Origin of the sequence: Brevibacterium album DSM 18261 (assembly GCF_000426445.1) — a bacterium.
In the GTDB taxonomy this organism is placed as follows: domain Bacteria; phylum Actinomycetota; class Actinomycetes; order Actinomycetales; family Brevibacteriaceae; genus Brevibacterium; species Brevibacterium album.
Genome location: NZ_AUFJ01000011.1, coordinates 280,295 through 296,005 on the forward strand (window position 1 = coordinate 280,295; position 15,711 = coordinate 296,005).

Sequence of the window (15,711 nt, forward strand, 5' to 3'; positions counted from 1 at the left end):
TCTGGGGCTTTGACCTGCGGGAAAGCGCGTGTAAGCTGTCTTCTGTTGCCCGCGCGGGTGGCGGAATAGGTAGACGCGCTAGCTTGAGGTGCTAGTGTCCAAATTATCGGACGTGGGGGTTCAAGTCCCCCCTCGCGCACAGTGTGAAACGGCCCCTGACCTGGGAATCGATTCTCCGGTCAGAGGCCTTTCGCATGGGTGGGAGCACTGTGCCCGCCGCCCATGATCCTCACCGGATGTTCGATTTCGGCGCATCGGGTCAGGTGAAGCTCCATTCGAGGAGCCGGCCGGCCTCGCACGCCGTGATCTCCACCCGTGCCGTCCGGTGCTGGGGCCGGACCCGGAGGGGACTCCCGTCCGGGCGCTCCCGCAGCGCATGTGCCGTCCACTGTGTGCCGACGACAGGCTGCGGCGGCACATCCTCGACGCTGCCGATGCCCGGCTCCCATTCCGGCATCCGCGCCGGATCGGCGAGCATCTCCCACACCTGCGAGGCCGTCGCGGGTGCGAATCCCTCGCACTTCCCGGACAGCGCACCCGGCTCGAACGCCTCCCGCGGTTCCCGGAACGGGAGCCCCTCGGCCTCGTCGAGCCGGGTGCGCACGCTCTCCGGTGTGGTCCCCAGCCGCTGCAGCACCGCTTCGACGAAACCGCTCGGCTCGTCGAGCAGCTCGCGGAGCACCGCTGCGGCATCGCCCCTCCTCCCGCCTTCAGAGGAGCGCCTGATGACCGCGAGTGCACCCTCGCCCCACTCGTAGCCGTGCGTCTCGTGGAAGGTGATCCCGCCGGGGGCCGGGGCCTCGGTGCGGATGCCCAGCGAGGCGAGCTGCGCATCGTGCTGGGCGGCGACGGCCTCGCGCGCCGCGGGGAGGGTGATGCCGATGCTCCTCAGCACCTGCCCCGCGGTCTGCTCCGTCACCATGAGGGCGAGGAACAGGTGATCGACGCCGGCAGTGCGCTCCCCGCCGCGGGAGGCCTCCTCCATCGCGGTGAGCGATAGGGTCTGCATCGTCGCTGCCGCGGAGATGAGTCTGCTCATCTGCTCCTCCTCGGGACGGGGATCGAGGGATCGATCCGCTTCGCATACTTCTTGTGCACCGCCTGCCGGGACACTCCCAGCGCCGCGGCGATGTCCTGCCAGGCCAGTCCCGCCCGCAGTCCCGCTTCGACCTGCGCGAGCTCCAGTCGGTCCGTGAGGGCGCGGAGGGAGGCTACCGCCCGCAGTCCTACCCGGGGGTCGCTGGTGTCTGCGGCGGCCTCGGCTATCCGGATTGACTCCATGCTGTCAACCTATGTTGCTCAGCACTGTCTGTCAACCGAAGTTGCTTGCCGGTATTGAGGGGTCCCGATTGCCTGCCCTCGCCCGGGCGTATGCTGTTCCGCCTGCTGTCTGCGCGGGTGAGGGAATAGGCAGACGCGCCCTATGCGCTGATGGCCACCGCCTCGGCCTGCACGAGCAGGGATGGATTCGCCAAGTGCTCCAAGAGGAGGAGCGTTGCAGCGGGCTGGTGGCCCCTGAGGCAATCGTTCGCCACTCATGTGAAGCCCTCAATGTGATCGTGCGAGGTCAGGTAGATCCGCAGCGAAGCGACATCGCTGAGGCCCAGGCCTGCTTCGGCCAGCACGCGGGCGATGTTCTCGAATGCGATGCGCGTCTGCTGCTCTGCGCCGATCCCGGCAGTCGCGTCAGGACGGATTCCCACCTGCCCGGAGACGAAGGCGATCCCACCCGGAGACGGCACCAGAACTCCCTGGCGGTGGAGGGGTGAATCGAAGTTCCTTGGTGGTTCCAACGGAAAGATTCGCATGCTCCCATCCCTTTCCGGATTACTCGTGCGGGACCTCGGCGCCTGCTTCGCGCAGCCTGGCCTCGGCGGGTGGCCAGTCGGGGACCAGCGATCGGACCAGGAGGAACCCCTCACGATGCAGGGCCGCGTACTCCGGGGCGAATCCCACTCCGCCCATTCGGCCGAGGACCGCGCACGCGCGGTCGGGCAGCAGAGTGTGCTCTCCGCCGGCGAGCCGCCGCAGGAGGTCCACCGAACGATACCTGCGGCAGCCGTTGCCGCTGCCTGGCCGATCGTGACCCCCGGGCGTCATCTCGGCGAACTCCGTTCCGCAGCTGCCGCGGTCTCGCGGATGGCATTCGCGACAGCCCGGAACTCGCGGCGCAGGATCTTGGCATGATTGCTGGGAACGGTCGCGGTGACCCGGATGTTCGGCTTGCGCTCCAGCGCCGGGTCGAGAGCGGCGCGCACCTTCGCCATCTCCTCGTCGTTCGTGCCGAGGTGGCCGCCCGGCGCGACGACATGCGGCGTCATCGATCCATTCGTACGGCATCGCCCCGTCGACAGCGACCACCCCGAGAGTGCGGCCCGGGTTTCGCTGCGTCCAGTGCGTCGCCAGCGTCGCTCCGCAGGACCAGCCCGCCAGCAGCGGCCGCTCCACACCGGCAGCGTCGAGCACGGCGTCGATGTCGCGCAGACACGCCTCGAACGAGTAGTCAGCCGATCGCTTCGAACGGCCACGGGCTCGTTCGTCGGAGCGGATATGACGCCAGCCATGGGTGCCGAGTTCGGCGATCACCGCGTGCCAGTGCTTCAGATCCGCGTACGCACCGTTCAGATATACGACCGGAGTGCTGGTGCCTCCTGAGTCGGCGACGAACAGCGCGGTGTCGTCAACGGGAACCAAACCTGTCCGGGGATTGGTCTGGTGAGTCATGTTCTCAGCGTGAACCCTGGCCTCGGCCCAAGGTCAAGGGGATCCCGCGGTCGGTCCTGCTGCGGCGCGCTCGCAGGATCCCATCGACACTGTCCCAGATGGCGATCGCCACCACGAGGAGGAGGAACGGCTCGGTGAGCCCCGACCAGTCGGTGGTCGTCTCGAAGATGGTTCCAGCCTGCGTCGGCAGAGTCGGGGCGAACAACTCACCCTCGGCCGTCAGCGCAATGATCGCGGCCGCGCCCATCCAGTTCGCCGCAGTGTTCACGATTGCACTCGGCATCGTCCACCTCCGACGCGCCGACACGAGGAGGCTGCAGGCGGTACTGATCCCGACAGCTGCCACAATCACCGTCTTCCAGATCAGATGGAGATCCGGATTGAGCACTTGGAACTGCAGTCCGTCATCGGCGACTCCGGAGAACTGCCAGATGAGAAGCGTCAGCAGGCCGACCCCGAACACGACCGAGGCGATGAGTCCCGGCGGGCGCCGATCCGATCCGGCAGCTGACCGGTCGGACGCGATGGCCTTGTACTGCTCATTCACCATGACTCCGACACCTTCCATTCGATACCCGTGAGCACGGAGGCCAGCGCGAACGCCCCAGCCGTGATCCCGACAGCGGCGATGACCGTCATCACGATGGTCGGTACCGTCCAGCGCACCGGAGGCAGCATGTGGACAACGAGCATTCCGAGCGGCAGGAGCACGACGATCCCGCTGAAGACGCCGGGCATCGGGTGCCACGAGAGCAGGCTCAGCACGGCATGGCTCGCACCATTGACCATCAAGGCGTAGGCGACGCACACCAGGACTTCGGCACTCCAGCGCGGACGGACGGCAACGGCGACGCCGGCGATCGCGAACACAGCCACCGTGACGAGAGCGAGCACGACCGCGAACTCTGCCTGGTCGCCGTGCAATGAGCGTCCCGGAAGCCAGGAGTGGCCGGCGATCCAACCGGTCATGTCGAGCAGCCACTCTTCGAGGTTGTGAAGTGCCGCGGCACCGGCCGCCGCCGCCCACAGCATCGCCAGATGCCGGCCGCTGACTTTTGCGACAGCTCTGTCACTCGCGGTCTCGGCGAATCCCTGATCCATGATTCCACCTTACGTTTGTATTGGTGAGTATCACGACTGTATGATAGGCATCATGGCTGATGCAAGGGGTGGTAAACACAGGCTGGCCGAGGCGCTCACGCGCGTCGTGGCCCGCGAGGGGATTGCGGGTGTCAGTGTGCGTGCAGTCGCGGCCGAGGCGGGGGTGAGCGGCGGAACGGTGCAGCATTACTTCTCCACCCGCGCCGAGATGATCCGGTACGCCATGGAATGGACGTCGGCGCAGGTGGAGCAGCGGCTGGTCGGAGTGCAGCGCTGGGGAGGGGTGCCGGAGTGGACACGAGAGATCCTGCTGGAGTTGCTGCCGTTGGATGCCGACCGGCATCGTGAGCATGCGGTCTGGCTCGCCTTCGTCGCCCACGCCAAGACTGACCCTGCACTCGCGGAACTGAGGCGATTGACGAATGAGAAGCTGGGCGAGCTCTACTCGCGCATCGTCCGCGCGCGGCGAGGCCTTCCCGTCCACTCTGAGGGTGCCGAGCCGCCCAACCTCGAAGTCGACGCCGACGCGATGCTCCTGCAGTCTCTGCTCGACGGGCTCGCACTCCAACTCGCAGATCTGGGGCCGGACGAAGCCGCGAAAGCAGGCCCGGAGCTTCTCGACCGGTATCTCGCCCTAGCCGTAGATGAGCCCGTTGAGCATGAAAGTCCGTGAGCGCCGCAGGAGAACCGCAAGCTCCACCGATCCGCTACCGGACTGGAACGATCGCGCGGGTCTGGGCGGCGATGTGCTGCCGGGCCAGTCCCGCCCGCAACCCTGCTTCGACCTGGGCGAACTCCAGTCGCTCAGCAGGGGCGCGGAAGGAGGCTGCCGCCGATGTGATCCCGACCGAAAGGGCCCTTCGTCATTCTGCTTCCCCGCGCCTCGCCGGTTCGTCTTGCCTCATGTCAATAGGTCCGGGAGTGATTGGTGCTTGCCTCACGTAAAAGGTCCGTGTAGCTCAGCCTGCGGGACGAGTGCCTTGGGTGCGGGCTGCGGCGAGGTCGACGAGCTGCTGCTGGATGCGGAGGATGCGGCGGGTGATCGCCGCCGGGTTCAGCTTGGCATGCTCGGCTTCGAGCGCGGCGTGGGCAGCGATGTCCAGCACGCCGGCGTCGAGGAGCCGCTGGTAGGGGGTGCGCGGGGCGTCGTAGACGCGCTTCTTCCGTCCCGAGCTGGTGTGTGTCCAGCCGGTGGCTTTCACGCAGGGCAGCAGGTGGTTCTTGCGCTTCATGACAAGGCCGTGCAGTTCGTTCAGCAGCCGTAGCTCGTGGTCGGTCTCGTAGCGGTAGCGGAACGCATGCCGCCTCACCCAGTCGCCGTTGCGCTGCTCGACGTGGGCGTTGTCGTTGTGCTGGTAGGGGCGGCCCCGGGTGACGGGGATCTCGCGCTCGTCGCACCAGGCGATCACCGACCAGTTGAGGAACTCGCTCCCGTTGTCGAAGTCCATCCCGGCGATGGGGATCGGGGATGCCCGCCGGATCCAGTCCATCCCAGCTCTGACGTTGACGTGGGCGTTGTTGCGGATCGCGCGGATCAGCGTCCACCCGCTCACCGGATCCGTCGCGGTGAGCGTGCGCAGGTACTCGCCCTTGGTGGTGTGACCGCAGTGCGCGACGGTGTCCAGCTCGTAGAACCCCGGCCCGGGCGGCAGGGGGTCCATCGCGGTGCGGACCGGGATCGAGGAGCGCAGGATATGCGACGGTTTCGTCGTGCCCAGCGCCTGCGGGTAGCGTGCGTCGCGGTGAGGTTTCAGATACCGGTCGATCGTCGCCGCGGACATCGACCGCAGCTCATCCAGTACCGTGTCGCTGACCCGGGCGGCGACCCGGCCGAGTTCGTTGAACCGCACCAGCCGGTCGAGGGTGTCGTCCATGACCGCGGCGAGGTACTTCCCCGACGGTTGGCCCGAGAGTGTCTAGACCTCCTGCAGTACCACGAGCGCGTCGTAGGAGTACTTCCTCGGACGGGGTTTGCGCTGCTGGTCACGGGCCGCGCCCTTGCGGGCGAGCGCCTTCCGGATCGCGCGACGTGCGTAGTCGCGATGCCAGCCCGTGGTCTCCACCAGCGCGTCAAGCAACCGCCCCTTCTCGGTCCTGTCGGCTTTCTGGTACTCGCGGGCGAACCTCTTCGTGATCTCACGGCGCGACGCCATCGATAACTCCCTGCTCACACAGCCAGGGAACACGAATCGCTACGCGGACCTTTTTACGTGAGGCAAGCGCTGCCGCTCCCGGACCTTTTAGCTGAGTCAAGCCGCGGTTTTGCATCGCGGAATCGCCTGCGCTAAGCTTTCTCAGGTCTTCGGGGGTGTCCCTGAGGGTGCGGATGTGGCGCAGCTGGTAGCGCATCACCTTGCCAAGGTGAGGGTCGCGAGTTCGAATCTCGTCATCCGCTCGGAACGAAGGGCCCGCGAGGCCCTTTTTTCGTATGCCCGGCACGGCTGCGGAGGGGAGGCCCCGTGAGCACACGCTGGTGCGTGGTGGGATACGCCGCCTCCGGATCGGTCGCACTCACCGATGTGGGCGCAGATGGCACAGTGGTTCGCACGACGGACTGCTCGCCGGAAGCACTGCCCGAGGCCGTCCGCAGGCGCGAGTCCCAGGGCGGGCCGCGCTGGGTCTGGAGCGACACCTCGGCGTGGTACCCGCAGCTGCTGGCCGCGGGGGTGAGGGTCGAGCGCTGCCACGACCTGCGGCTGGCCCATGCGATCCTCGCCCGCACCGCCGCCGTCCACGCCCATGCCCGGGTGGTGGAGGACGCCCGCTGGGAGGCGGGTCCGGCCTCGGCGGCATCCGCGCACTCGCCCGAGTCCGGCGGGACCCTCTTCGACTACATGGGGCATGGAGGCGCCTCCGGGGTCGTCCCGCACGACAGCGGCTCTGCCCTGGCTGAGTTCGCGCGCCATCGCGCAGCGCTGGAGGAGGCCGCGAGCCACGGCGGCCTCCCGGCGGGCCGGCTGCGGCTCCTGCTGGCGGCCGAGTCCGCCGGCGGCCTCATCGCCGAGGAGCTGCGCTGTGCGGGGATCCCCTGGGACGCCGCCGAGCACGACCGGATCCTCGAGGCCGACCTCGGTCCGAGGCCTCCGGCGGGAGCGCATCCGGCGCGGATGCACGCGGTCGCGGAGGAAGTGAGGGCCGCGCTCGGGGACCCCCGCGCCGATCTCGACTCGCCCGTGAAGCTGCTGCGCGCGCTCAGGCGGGCAGGCATCCCGGTGTCCTCGACCTCGCAGTGGGAGCTGCGCGAACACGACCACCCTGCCGTCGAGCCCCTCCTGCGCTACAAGAAGCTGGCCCGCCTGCTCACGGCCAACGGCTGGACCTGGATGGACGCCTGGGTCCGCGAGGGGCGGTACCGGCCGGTCTACGTGCCCGGGGGAGTGGTGACCGGGCGCTGGGCCTCGACCGGCGGCGGCGCCCTGCAGATCCCGCGGCAGCTGCGTCCCGCCCTGCGCGCGGATCCCGGATGGCGGCTCGTCTCCGCCGATGTCGCCCAGCTCGAGCCGCGCGTCCTCGCCGCGATGGCCGGGGACGCGGCGATGGCACGGGCCGCCTCCGGGGCCGATCTGTACGCGGGCATCGTCGCCGCCGGTGCCGTCGCCTCGCGCGAGGAGGCCAAGATCGCGGTCCTCGGCGCGATGTACGGCGGGACGACAGGCGCCAGCGGCAGACTCGTCCCGCGTCTGCGGCGCACCTTCCCGGATGCGATGGCGATGGTGGACCGCGCCGCGGCACTGGGGGAGCGCGGGGACCGCGTGTCCACGTGGCTGGGGCGCACCTCACCGTCGGGTCGCCTGCGGCTGGAGGATGCGGAGACGGAGCGCGAGCGGCGCGAGGCCCGCGAGCAGGGGCGGTTCACGCGCAATTTCATCGTCCAGGGAACCGCGGCGGAATGGGCGCTGGCCTGGATGGCGCTCCTGCGCAGCCGGCTCGCCGCCCTCCCCGAGACGGAGGAGGCCCCCGCGGAGGCCTCGGGCCCGGTCTTCTCCCGGCGTGCGCACCTCGCCTTCTTCCTCCACGACGAGGTGATCGTGCATGCGCCCGCGGATCAGGCCGAGGCCGCCGCCGAGGCAGTCCGGGCCTGCGCGGCGGAGGCGGGGCGACTGCTGTTCGGGTCCGCACCCGTCGACTTCCCGCTGGATCTGCGCGTCGCCGAGCGGTCGGAATCATGACCGGGTGTGCGGCGGTGCCGGCAGGCGCCGGAGTGTGAGCGAGGGCACGTCCCGCCGAGTTGTCCCGCTCCCCGCGATCTGTGTATGATCTTTCCTGTTGCCCGCGCGGGTGGCGGAATAGGTAGACGCGCTAGCTTGAGGTGCTAGTGTCCAAATTATCGGACGTGGGGGTTCAAGTCCCCCCTCGCGCACAGTGTGACAGAAGGCCCCGGAGAGATCCGGGGCCTTCTTCATGCTCCAACATTATCACTCTCAATAATGATATTATTGCGCTCATGAGCGATTCCTCGGCACTCCTGCACCCCGTCCGCCTCCGCATCGTCCAGACCCTCCTGGGCGAGGAGGGTCTCACCACCCGGCAGCTTCACACGCGCCTGCCCGATACGCCCATCGCCACCCTCTACAGGCATGTCTCCCACCTCCTCCGGCATGGGCTCATCGAGGTCGCCGCCGAGCAGCAGGTCGGCGGAGCCAGCGAGAAGGCCTATCGCCTCGATCCGGACCTCGCCAATCCCGGCCCCGAGGCGCTCGAGAAGCTCAGCGCCGAGGAGATGCTCACGGTCTTCACCGTGTTCGCCTCCGGGCTCATCAGCGATTTCGACCGGTACGTCCACACCGGCGAACCTGATCTGCACGCGGACCGGGTGAGCTTCGCCCAGGCCGATCTCTGGGCGAGCGATGAGGAGGTCGACGACTTCGCCGAGACGCTCATGGCTGAGCTCCAGCGCCTGCGCCGCAACGGGCCGGGCGAGGGACGGCGCAGGCGCCGCCTCACGACGGTGCTCGTCCCCCAGGTCGAGGAGGAGGGCGCATGAGCGCCGAGATGCTCGTGCCGCTCGTCCCCGTCCTCCTCCTCGCGGTCGCGCTCATCGGATGGTCGCTCGTCGACATCGCCCGCGGCCCCGTCCAGCACCTCCCCGCGTGGGCATGGGCGCTCATCGTGGTGCTCGCGATCCCGCTCGGAGCGGTCGTCTACCTCGTGCTCGGCCGCGCTCGAGGCCGGCAGCTCCGGGACGAGGACCTGCGATGACGGCAGACCTGACGACGGCCCTGACCGCCGAGGGCCTCACTCGCATGTATCCCGGGGGCGGGGGCATCCGCGACGTCTCCTTCACCGCCGCCGACCGCGCCGTCACCGCCGTCATCGGCCCCAACGGGGCGGGGAAGACCGTCCTCTTCAGCATCATCGCGGGCCTCGTGCACGCCGAGGCCGGCATCGTCGCACCGGCCTCGCCGCACGCGCGTGTGGCGTACTGCCCCGATGTGCCCCAGTTCGAGTCCTGGCTCACCGCCCGCGAGGTCGTGGAGACCTCGCTGGAGGTCTCGCGCGGGAGTGCGGAGCGGGGACAGCGCGCTCGCAGCGCAGACCTCGCCCGCGGAGCGCTCGAGGCCTGCGGCCTCGGTGCGGTGGGGGAGCGGCGCGTCGCGGACTTCTCCCGCGGCATGCTGCAGCGCCTCGGCATCGCCGCGGCCGTCGTCACCGATCCGGACGTCCTCATCCTCGACGAGCCGAACAGCGCGCTCGATCCCCTCGGCCGCGCCGATGTGCGGGACATCATCTCCGAGCAGAAGCGCCACCGCTGCATCCTCCTCTCCAGCCACATGCTCAGCGAGGTCGAACAGCTCGCCGATCACATCGTCGTCCTCGCCGAGGGGGAGGTCATCGCCCGGGGAACGACGGCCTCGATCTTCACCGACGGCCTCGCGCCCGTGTGGACGATCCGCCTCGGCGCACCGGCACGGATCGGCACCGCCGCGCTCGCCGCGGCTGTTCCCGAGGCGCACTTCGCGTTCGAGGCGGACACGCTGTGCACGGTCCGCTTCCCCAGCTTCGAGGCTGCCGCGAACCGGCTCGTGATCGTCCTGCACCTCCTCGACTCGCCCCTTGTCGAAGTCACCCTGCGCGAGCGCGATCTCGACGCCTCCTTCGCCCGCATCGTCCAGCACCAGGAGCGCCGATGAGCCTCATCCTCACCTCGGCCCGCGTCGAGACACTCCGCCTCACCCGTTCCGGCCTGCTGGCGGGACTGCTCGCCGTCTTCCCATTCTTCGGGCTCTCCGGCCCTGCCCTCGCGCTCTTCATGCCCGAGATCCTCGCGGCGGCGACGGGCACGGAGCAGCTCACCATCGAGGCCGCCGCCCCGCGGCCGGAGGACGGGATCGTGCTGTTCAACCAGAGCGCCATGCAGCTCGGGCTCATCCTGGCCGTCGCCGTCGCGATCACCGCGCTGAGCTGGGACGCCCGGCCGGGCTCCTCGATCTTCTACCGGACGCGGGTCAGGTGCCTCGCCCGGCTCACGGTGCCCCGTCTCGCCATCGGGTGGATCGCGGTGATCGCCAGCTATGCCGTGGGCCTGCTGCTCGCCGCCGGCCTCACCGCACTGTCCCTCGGGCCGGCCGAGCCCGGGCTGGTCGCGGCGGTCGGCCTCGCCTCCGCGGCCTACCTCGTCATGGCCATGAGCATCGGACACCTCATCATGGCCCTCACCCGGCGCACCGCCGCCGCGATCGCCGCCGCCACGGTGCTGATGCTCGTGCTGCCGCTGCTGGGCGGCATCGACGCCCTCGCCGTGTGGGCGCCGACGACGCTCCTCGCTGCAGCGGGACTCGCGCCTGCGGAGCTGATGCTGCCGGTGCTCTCCGCCATCGCGGTCTCGGCCGGATGCGTCCTCGCCGCCGGTCTCGCAACGGCCCGGCACAGCCTTCGCCGTGAGGCCTGAGCCCTGGCTACAGCGGCTCTGAGGAACCCGCCCGGCGCGGCACCGTGCCAGGCAGGCGGCGGGGCAGGGCGCTCCTGGTACTCTTCCGCCATGGCCGGTGCGCACTGCCGTCCGCGGGTTCCCCTGCGGCGCGCCCAGGGCCGTCGGCGGAGGCGGGAACATGGGAACGGACGGCACTTCTGCGGCCGGGCGGAAGCGGATGCTGGGCGTCATCGCCTCCCTCTCGCTCCTCGGGGCCGGCGCGCTCGGTGCGATCGCGATCCTCGTGGGCGGAGGGGACTCCGGCCGCGCGCTCATGACGGCGTTCCTCGTCTTCGTGCTCAACGGCGTGGTCTTCATCGCCTTCGTGCACCGGCACCGCAGCGCGCGCATCGCGACCTGGGCCGCCGCCGGGCTCGCCTGCGCCACCTCGCTCCTCTTCACCTGGGTGGATGATCCGGCCTACTCCGAGGAGCATCCCCACGGCTGCGCCGATCCGATCCCGCGGGACGGGGGCGCCTGGTACGAATGCCCGCGGACCGCCTACGACTGGGCCCGGGACTTCTCCTTCGGGTTCTGGTTCGTGGTGGGCTGCCTCGTCCTCCTCGCGCTCTTCTCCCTCGCCTGGCCCTTCGTCCGCGAGCACAGGCCCCTGCGCCTCGCCTACGTCTCCGCGACCCTCCTCGGCCTCCTCGCCGCGCTGGGCTTCTGGCTCGTCGCGGGGCTGGGCGGCGGAGGCAGCCCGGGGGAGGACATGCTCCTGCGCGCCTCCGCCTCGGCGGCGATCCTCGCACTCATGGGTGCGGCGGTCGTCATCATCACCGCGGTCACGGAGCGGACGCGACGGCGGCGCCTGCCCGGCGGCATGCCCGCCCCCGAGGGGATCGAACGGCTCGTGGACGCCCGGATCGAGGCGTTCGCGCAGAGCCCCGCCTTCCGCGACGCCGTCCGTCGCGCCGTGGCCGAGGCCCGGGACGAGAGGCCGGAATCCGAGCGCTGAAGGAGGGCGGGGCATCTCCCTGGTCACCTGCCGATCCGTTCCAGATGTAGCGTAGGAGCCGTTCCAGATGTAGCGTAGGAGCCGTTCCAGATGTAGCGTAGGAGCCGTTCCAGATGTAGCGTAGGACGTCATCGCAGAGAGGAGCGCCGCCATGCCCTACCTGCCCCGAACTCTCGACACGGTGCTGGACGACCTCATGGCCTATGAGGCCGCAGTGGCGATCGACGGCCCGAAGGGCGTGGGCAAGACCGCAACCGCAGCTCGCCGGGCCGCGAAGGCCTGGCGGCTGGACAACGCAGCCGAGCGGACTGCGCTCGAGGCCGATCCGGAATTCCTCGATGCGCCTGACGGCACGCTGCTCGTCGACGAATGGCAGCGGTACCCGGACATCTGGGACTCCGTCCGCCGGCAGGTCGATGACGGTGCGTCCCCGGGCAGGTTCCTGCTCACCGGCAGCGCCACTCCCCGGCAGGGCACGGACACCCACTCCGGTGCGGGCCGGATCGCCTCGGTGCGCATGCGGCCCATGGCGCTCTACGAGCGCGCGCACCTCGCGCCCGCCGTGAGCCTGTCCGGGCTGCTGGCCGGTGAGGAGGCGCGCCCCACCGGCAGCTCGCCGCTCACCGCCGCCGGGTACTACCGGGCGATCGCGGAGAGCGGCTTCCCCGACATCTTCGGCCTGCCCGAGCGGCAGGCGGCACGCCGGCTGGAGAACTACCTGCAGAGGGTCATCGACAGGGACATGGCAGAACAGGGGTACGCAGTCCGGAAGCCGGAGACGCTGCGCCGCTGGCTGTCCGCCTACGCCGCTGCGACCTCCACGACCACTGCCTACTCCACGATGCTCGATTCGACCACCGCCGGCGACGGCGGCCAGCCCGCCCGGAGCACGACGGTGGCCTACCGCGACCATCTCAGCCAGCTCTGGCTGCTCGACCCCGTTCCCGCCTGGCAGCCGCGCCTCGACAACCCCTTCCGCTGGCTCCAGGTCGCCCCCAAGCACCAGCTCGCAGACCCCGCACTCGCCGCTCGTCTCCTCGGTCTGAGCTCAGCCGCCCTCGGCTCGGCACGCGGAGCCGTGATGGCCGGCCCGCTGTTCGAAGCGCTTGCGACGCTGAGCGTCCGGGTCGCGGCCGAGGCGGCGGATGCGAGGGTCGGGCATCTGCGGACCAAGAGCGGTGACCGCGAGATCGACCTCGTGGTCGAGGGCTTCGACGGCGAAGTCCTCGGAATCGAGGTGAAGCTGTCGGCACACGTCGACGACCGGCACGTGAAGCATCTGCTGTGGCTGCGCGAGCAGCTGGGGGAGCGCGTCACGAACCTCGTAGTCCTGTACTCGGGCGCAGAGGCCTACCGCAGGCGGGACGGAGTCGCCGTCGTCCCGCTCGCCCTGCTCGGCCCCTGAGCAGGACCCGACACCCGGACCCTACTCCGCCCGGGGCATCGGCCGCCCCAGCACCTTCGCGAGGCGTCCCGGCGCGGGCCGGTCCTCCCAGTGGCGCTCGACCGCCTCCTCGTAGGCGCCCACGAGGGCCTCCGTGGCCGCCGCCCAGGAGCTCGCCTCGGCCTCGGCCCTGCCTCCCGCGGACAGCCGGGCCGCGAGCGCGGAGTCGTCGAGCACGCGCATGATCTTCGCGGCGAGGTCCGCGGCGTCCCCCGGTTCGTGCAGGAGCCCGCCCACGCCGTCGCGCACCGCGAACGGTATGCCCCCCGCCCGCGCGCCCACCACGGGCACGCCCGAGGCCATCGACTCCAGTGCGACGAGCCCGAGCGTCTCGGTGGTCGAGGGGAAGGCGAACAGGTCCGCACTCGCGTATGCCGAGGCGAGCTCCTCGCCGCTCATGTAGCCGGTGAACACCGTCCGCGTGCCCGCGAACTCCCGCTCCAGCTCCTCGCGGAACGGTCCCGAGCCCACGAACGCGAGGCGCACGTCCTCCGGCAGGCGCGCATACGCCTCCCGGAGCAGCAGCAGGTCCTTCTCCTTCGACAGCCGCCCCACGTAGACGAGCAGCCGGTCCTCCGGGTGCCCTGCCGTCAGGCGTGCGCGCATCGCCGCACTCGCCCGGGCGGGGGAGTAGGCCCGGGTGTCCACCGCCTTGGGCCACAGCCGGACATTGCCGATCCCGGCGCCGGCCGCCCGCTGGACCATCTGCTGGGAGGTGCAGAGGTTCACCTCGGCGAGATTGTGCATCCGGGTGATCCACCGGGAGGTCGTGTCCGTGATCCACTCGAGGCCGAGCCTGCGCGTGTACGAGGGCACATCCGTGTGAAAGCTCGCGACGAGCGGCAGATGCCGTCGTCTGGCCGAGAGCGTCCCGTAGGCGGCCAGCCACACCGGGTTGACCGCATGCACCACGTGCGGGTGGAAGCGCTCCATCGTCCGTGCGATCGAGGGCGTCGGCAGGCCCACCTGCAGCTCCGGATACCAGGGCTTGAACGGCACGGAGCGCACCGGGACCACGTCGAAGCCCGCGAAGGACGCAGGCGGCGTGCCGGGGGCGAACACCACCACCTCGTGGCCCAGCTCCGCGAGCTGCTCCAGCGACCGGGTCAGCCGTGTGACGACGCCGTCGATCTTGGGCAGGAAGACCTCGGTGAAGAGCGCGATCCGCACGGGCTCAGACGTTCCGGGCGGGCGCGGCCTCGGCGAGGCTCGCGGGCACGCCCGGCGCCGTCCTGTCGTTCCACAGGCTCGTGGCGGGGATCTTCGACAGGTCGGCGCGGTGCGCCCAGCGCCGGGCCGTCTCCTCGACCTCCTTGAGCAGGCCCGCGGACAGCGTGGTGGGCTCGAGCCCGAGGTCGAGGAAGGTCTCGTTCGCCGCATACAGGTCGTTCTCCGCCGATTCCTGCCGGGGATTGGGCACCGTCTCCACGCGCGCCCCGGAGATCTCCGCGAGCAGTTCCGCGAGATCGCGCACCCGGTGCGTCTCCGTGAGCTGATTGAAGATCTTCACCCGGTCCCCGGCCGCCGGCGGATTGTCCACCGCGAGCCGGATGCAGCGGACCATGTCCTGGATGTGGATGAATGCCCGCGTCTGCCCGCCCGTGCCGTGCACCGTGAGCGGATAGCCCACGGCGGCCTGCATGAGGAAGCGGTTGAGGACGGTGCCGTAGTCGCCGTCGTAGTCGAAGCGGTTGACGAGCCGCTCGTCGAGCTCGGTCTCCTCCGTGTGCGTGCCCCAGATGATGCCCTGGTGCAGGTCCGTGATCCGCAGCCGGTCGTTCTTCGCGTAGAAGGCGAACAGGTGCTGGTCGAGCACCTTCGTCATGTGGTAGATGCTGCCCGGGTTGGACGGGTAGAGGATGGTCTGGTCGATGAGCTCGCCGGTCCGGTTGCCCGCGGCGTCCTCGGCATGCGCCTTGACGTCCAGGTAGCCCTCCGGGATGCGCATCCCGGCGGTGCCGTAGCCGTACACGCCCATCGTGCCCAGGTGCACCACGTGGACGTCCAGCCCGGACTCCACGATCGCGGCGAGCACATTGTGCGTCGCGTTCACATTGTTGTCGACGGTGTAGCGCTTGTGGCCAGGGGACTTCATCGAGTACGGCGCCGCCCGCTGCTCCGCGAAGTGGATCAGGGTGTCGGGCCGGGTCTCGCGGAGCAGGCCGAGGAAGCCCTCGTAGTCCTCTGCGAGATCGAGCTCGCGGAAGCCGATCCGCCGCCCCGTGGCCTCGTGCCAGGCCGCGAGCCGCTCCGCGGGCGTGCGGATGGGGGTGAGGGACTCTGCGCCCAGCTCCTCATCGATGCGCCTGCGCGAGAGGTTGTCCACGATCTCCACATCGTGGCCCGCCTGGGAAAGATGCAGTGCGGCGGGCCAGCCGCAGAAGCCGTCACCGCCGAGGACGAGGATCCGCACGAGTTTCTCCTTGTGTTGCCGTCAGATCACCTCACACTACTCGGAGCGTAGACTCCCGGGTGAAGGCTGACCGATGTGCAGATGAACACCGTTTCCGGACAGCCTCCTGAGAACAGAACCGGGCCCGCGGCAGGTCCGGCCGAATCGGACCGGCCGCATCG

At 69.9% G+C, this 15,711-nt stretch carries 19 protein-coding genes, 3 tRNA genes and 1 pseudogene; 11 read left to right on the forward strand and 12 right to left on the reverse strand.

Features of this window, described 5'->3' with window-relative positions:
* Positions 1-51 precede the first annotated feature (51 nt).
* Positions 52-139: transfer RNA gene (locus K318_RS0108610), tRNA-Leu, on the forward strand.
* Between the two features lie 120 nt (positions 140-259).
* Here K318_RS0108610 and K318_RS20430 read toward each other — a convergent pair.
* From K318_RS20430 to K318_RS20445, 8 genes and pseudogenes are all read right to left on the reverse strand, one after another.
* Positions 260-1,039, reverse strand: coding sequence for an SRPBCC family protein (locus K318_RS20430; protein WP_051297725.1), 780 nt, complete (start codon positions 1,037-1,039; stop codon positions 260-262).
* Positions 1,036-1,281, reverse strand: coding sequence for a hypothetical protein (locus K318_RS0108620; protein WP_029089202.1), 246 nt, complete (start codon positions 1,279-1,281; stop codon positions 1,036-1,038). The genes K318_RS20430 and K318_RS0108620 overlap by 4 nt, the downstream gene beginning before the upstream one ends.
* A gap of 254 nt (positions 1,282-1,535) precedes the next feature.
* On the reverse strand, positions 1,536-1,742 hold the full coding sequence (locus tag K318_RS20435; protein WP_035281155.1) for a RidA family protein: 207 nt from the start codon (positions 1,740-1,742) through the stop codon (positions 1,536-1,538).
* An 85-nt stretch (positions 1,743-1,827) separates the two neighbouring features.
* On the reverse strand, positions 1,828-2,040 hold the full coding sequence (locus K318_RS0108635) for a hypothetical protein (protein WP_029089203.1): 213 nt from the start codon (positions 2,038-2,040) through the stop codon (positions 1,828-1,830).
* A 56-nt stretch (positions 2,041-2,096) separates the two neighbouring features.
* Positions 2,097-2,321, reverse strand: coding sequence for a hypothetical protein (locus K318_RS25540; protein WP_029089204.1), 225 nt, complete (start codon positions 2,319-2,321; stop codon positions 2,097-2,099).
* 52 nt (positions 2,322-2,373) lie between these two features.
* A pseudogene (locus K318_RS25545) lies at positions 2,374-2,724 on the reverse strand (alpha/beta fold hydrolase); the annotation flags it as partial.
* 4 nt (positions 2,725-2,728) lie between these two features.
* The gene (locus K318_RS0108645; RefSeq protein WP_029089205.1) at positions 2,729-3,274 is read right to left on the reverse strand and encodes a hypothetical protein; all 546 of its coding nucleotides are present in this window, start codon (positions 3,272-3,274) and stop codon (positions 2,729-2,731) included.
* Positions 3,268-3,825 (reverse strand): HXXEE domain-containing protein, encoded by a 558-nt coding sequence (locus K318_RS20445; protein WP_051297726.1) that lies wholly within the window; start codon positions 3,823-3,825, stop codon positions 3,268-3,270. Before K318_RS20445 ends, K318_RS0108645 begins: the two co-directional genes overlap by 7 nt.
* A 52-nt stretch (positions 3,826-3,877) precedes the next feature.
* Between K318_RS20445 and K318_RS0108655 the strand changes: the two genes are divergently transcribed.
* Positions 3,878-4,498 carry a TetR/AcrR family transcriptional regulator gene (locus tag K318_RS0108655; RefSeq protein WP_035281302.1) on the forward strand — a complete coding sequence of 207 codons (621 nt, stop codon included), beginning with the start codon at positions 3,878-3,880 and terminating at the stop codon, positions 4,496-4,498.
* A gap of 286 nt (positions 4,499-4,784) precedes the next feature.
* Here K318_RS0108655 and K318_RS20450 read toward each other — a convergent pair whose 3' ends face one another.
* Positions 4,785-5,699 carry an integrase catalytic domain-containing protein gene (locus tag K318_RS20450; RefSeq protein ID WP_245579820.1) on the reverse strand — a complete coding sequence of 305 codons (915 nt, stop codon included), beginning with the start codon at positions 5,697-5,699 and terminating at the stop codon, positions 4,785-4,787.
* Positions 5,700-5,741: 42 nt separating this feature from the next.
* On the reverse strand, positions 5,742-5,978 hold the full coding sequence (locus K318_RS25550; RefSeq protein WP_245579821.1) for a hypothetical protein: 237 nt from the start codon (positions 5,976-5,978) through the stop codon (positions 5,742-5,744).
* 169 nt (positions 5,979-6,147) lie between these two features.
* Here K318_RS25550 and K318_RS0108665 point away from each other — a divergent pair.
* From K318_RS0108665 to K318_RS0108705, 9 genes are all read left to right on the forward strand, one after another.
* Positions 6,148-6,220 (forward strand) — tRNA-Gly (locus K318_RS0108665).
* 64 nt (positions 6,221-6,284) lie between these two features.
* A complete protein-coding gene (locus tag K318_RS0108670; protein WP_169721453.1) occupies positions 6,285-7,994 on the forward strand; it encodes a bifunctional 3'-5' exonuclease/DNA polymerase in 1,710 nt (569 codons plus the stop codon).
* Between the two features lie 103 nt (positions 7,995-8,097).
* Positions 8,098-8,185: transfer RNA gene (locus K318_RS0108675), tRNA-Leu, on the forward strand.
* 84 nt (positions 8,186-8,269) lie between these two features.
* Positions 8,270-8,809, forward strand: coding sequence for a helix-turn-helix domain-containing protein (locus tag K318_RS0108680; protein ID WP_029089208.1), 540 nt, complete (start codon positions 8,270-8,272; stop codon positions 8,807-8,809).
* On the forward strand, positions 8,806-9,024 hold the full coding sequence (locus K318_RS0108685) for a PLD nuclease N-terminal domain-containing protein (protein WP_029089209.1): 219 nt from the start codon (positions 8,806-8,808) through the stop codon (positions 9,022-9,024). The genes K318_RS0108680 and K318_RS0108685 overlap by 4 nt, the downstream gene beginning before the upstream one ends.
* Positions 9,021-9,956 carry an ABC transporter ATP-binding protein gene (locus K318_RS0108690; RefSeq protein ID WP_035281157.1) on the forward strand — a complete coding sequence of 312 codons (936 nt, stop codon included), beginning with the start codon at positions 9,021-9,023 and terminating at the stop codon, positions 9,954-9,956. The genes K318_RS0108685 and K318_RS0108690 overlap by 4 nt, the downstream gene beginning before the upstream one ends.
* Complete coding sequence (locus tag K318_RS20455; protein WP_051297728.1) at positions 9,953-10,714, forward strand: hypothetical protein; 762 nt, start codon at positions 9,953-9,955, stop codon at positions 10,712-10,714. The genes K318_RS0108690 and K318_RS20455 overlap by 4 nt, the downstream gene beginning before the upstream one ends.
* 160 nt (positions 10,715-10,874) lie before the next feature.
* Positions 10,875-11,693, forward strand: a complete 819-nt coding sequence (locus K318_RS0108700) for a hypothetical protein (RefSeq protein ID WP_035281159.1) — start codon at positions 10,875-10,877, stop codon at positions 11,691-11,693.
* A gap of 151 nt (positions 11,694-11,844) precedes the next feature.
* Complete coding sequence (locus K318_RS0108705) at positions 11,845-13,098, forward strand: ATP-binding protein (protein WP_029089212.1); 1,254 nt, start codon at positions 11,845-11,847, stop codon at positions 13,096-13,098.
* 21 nt (positions 13,099-13,119) lie between these two features.
* Here the strand turns inward: K318_RS0108705 and K318_RS0108710 are convergent, their stop codons facing one another.
* Both K318_RS0108710 and K318_RS0108715 read right to left on the reverse strand, forming a co-directional pair.
* Positions 13,120-14,307: a glycosyltransferase family 4 protein gene (locus tag K318_RS0108710; protein WP_029089213.1), complete on the reverse strand. Its 1,188-nt coding sequence runs from the start codon at positions 14,305-14,307 to the stop codon at positions 13,120-13,122.
* A 4-nt stretch (positions 14,308-14,311) separates the two neighbouring features.
* The gene (locus K318_RS0108715; RefSeq protein WP_029089214.1) at positions 14,312-15,550 is read right to left on the reverse strand and encodes an NAD-dependent epimerase/dehydratase family protein; all 1,239 of its coding nucleotides are present in this window, start codon (positions 15,548-15,550) and stop codon (positions 14,312-14,314) included.
* Positions 15,551-15,711 lie beyond the last annotated feature (161 nt).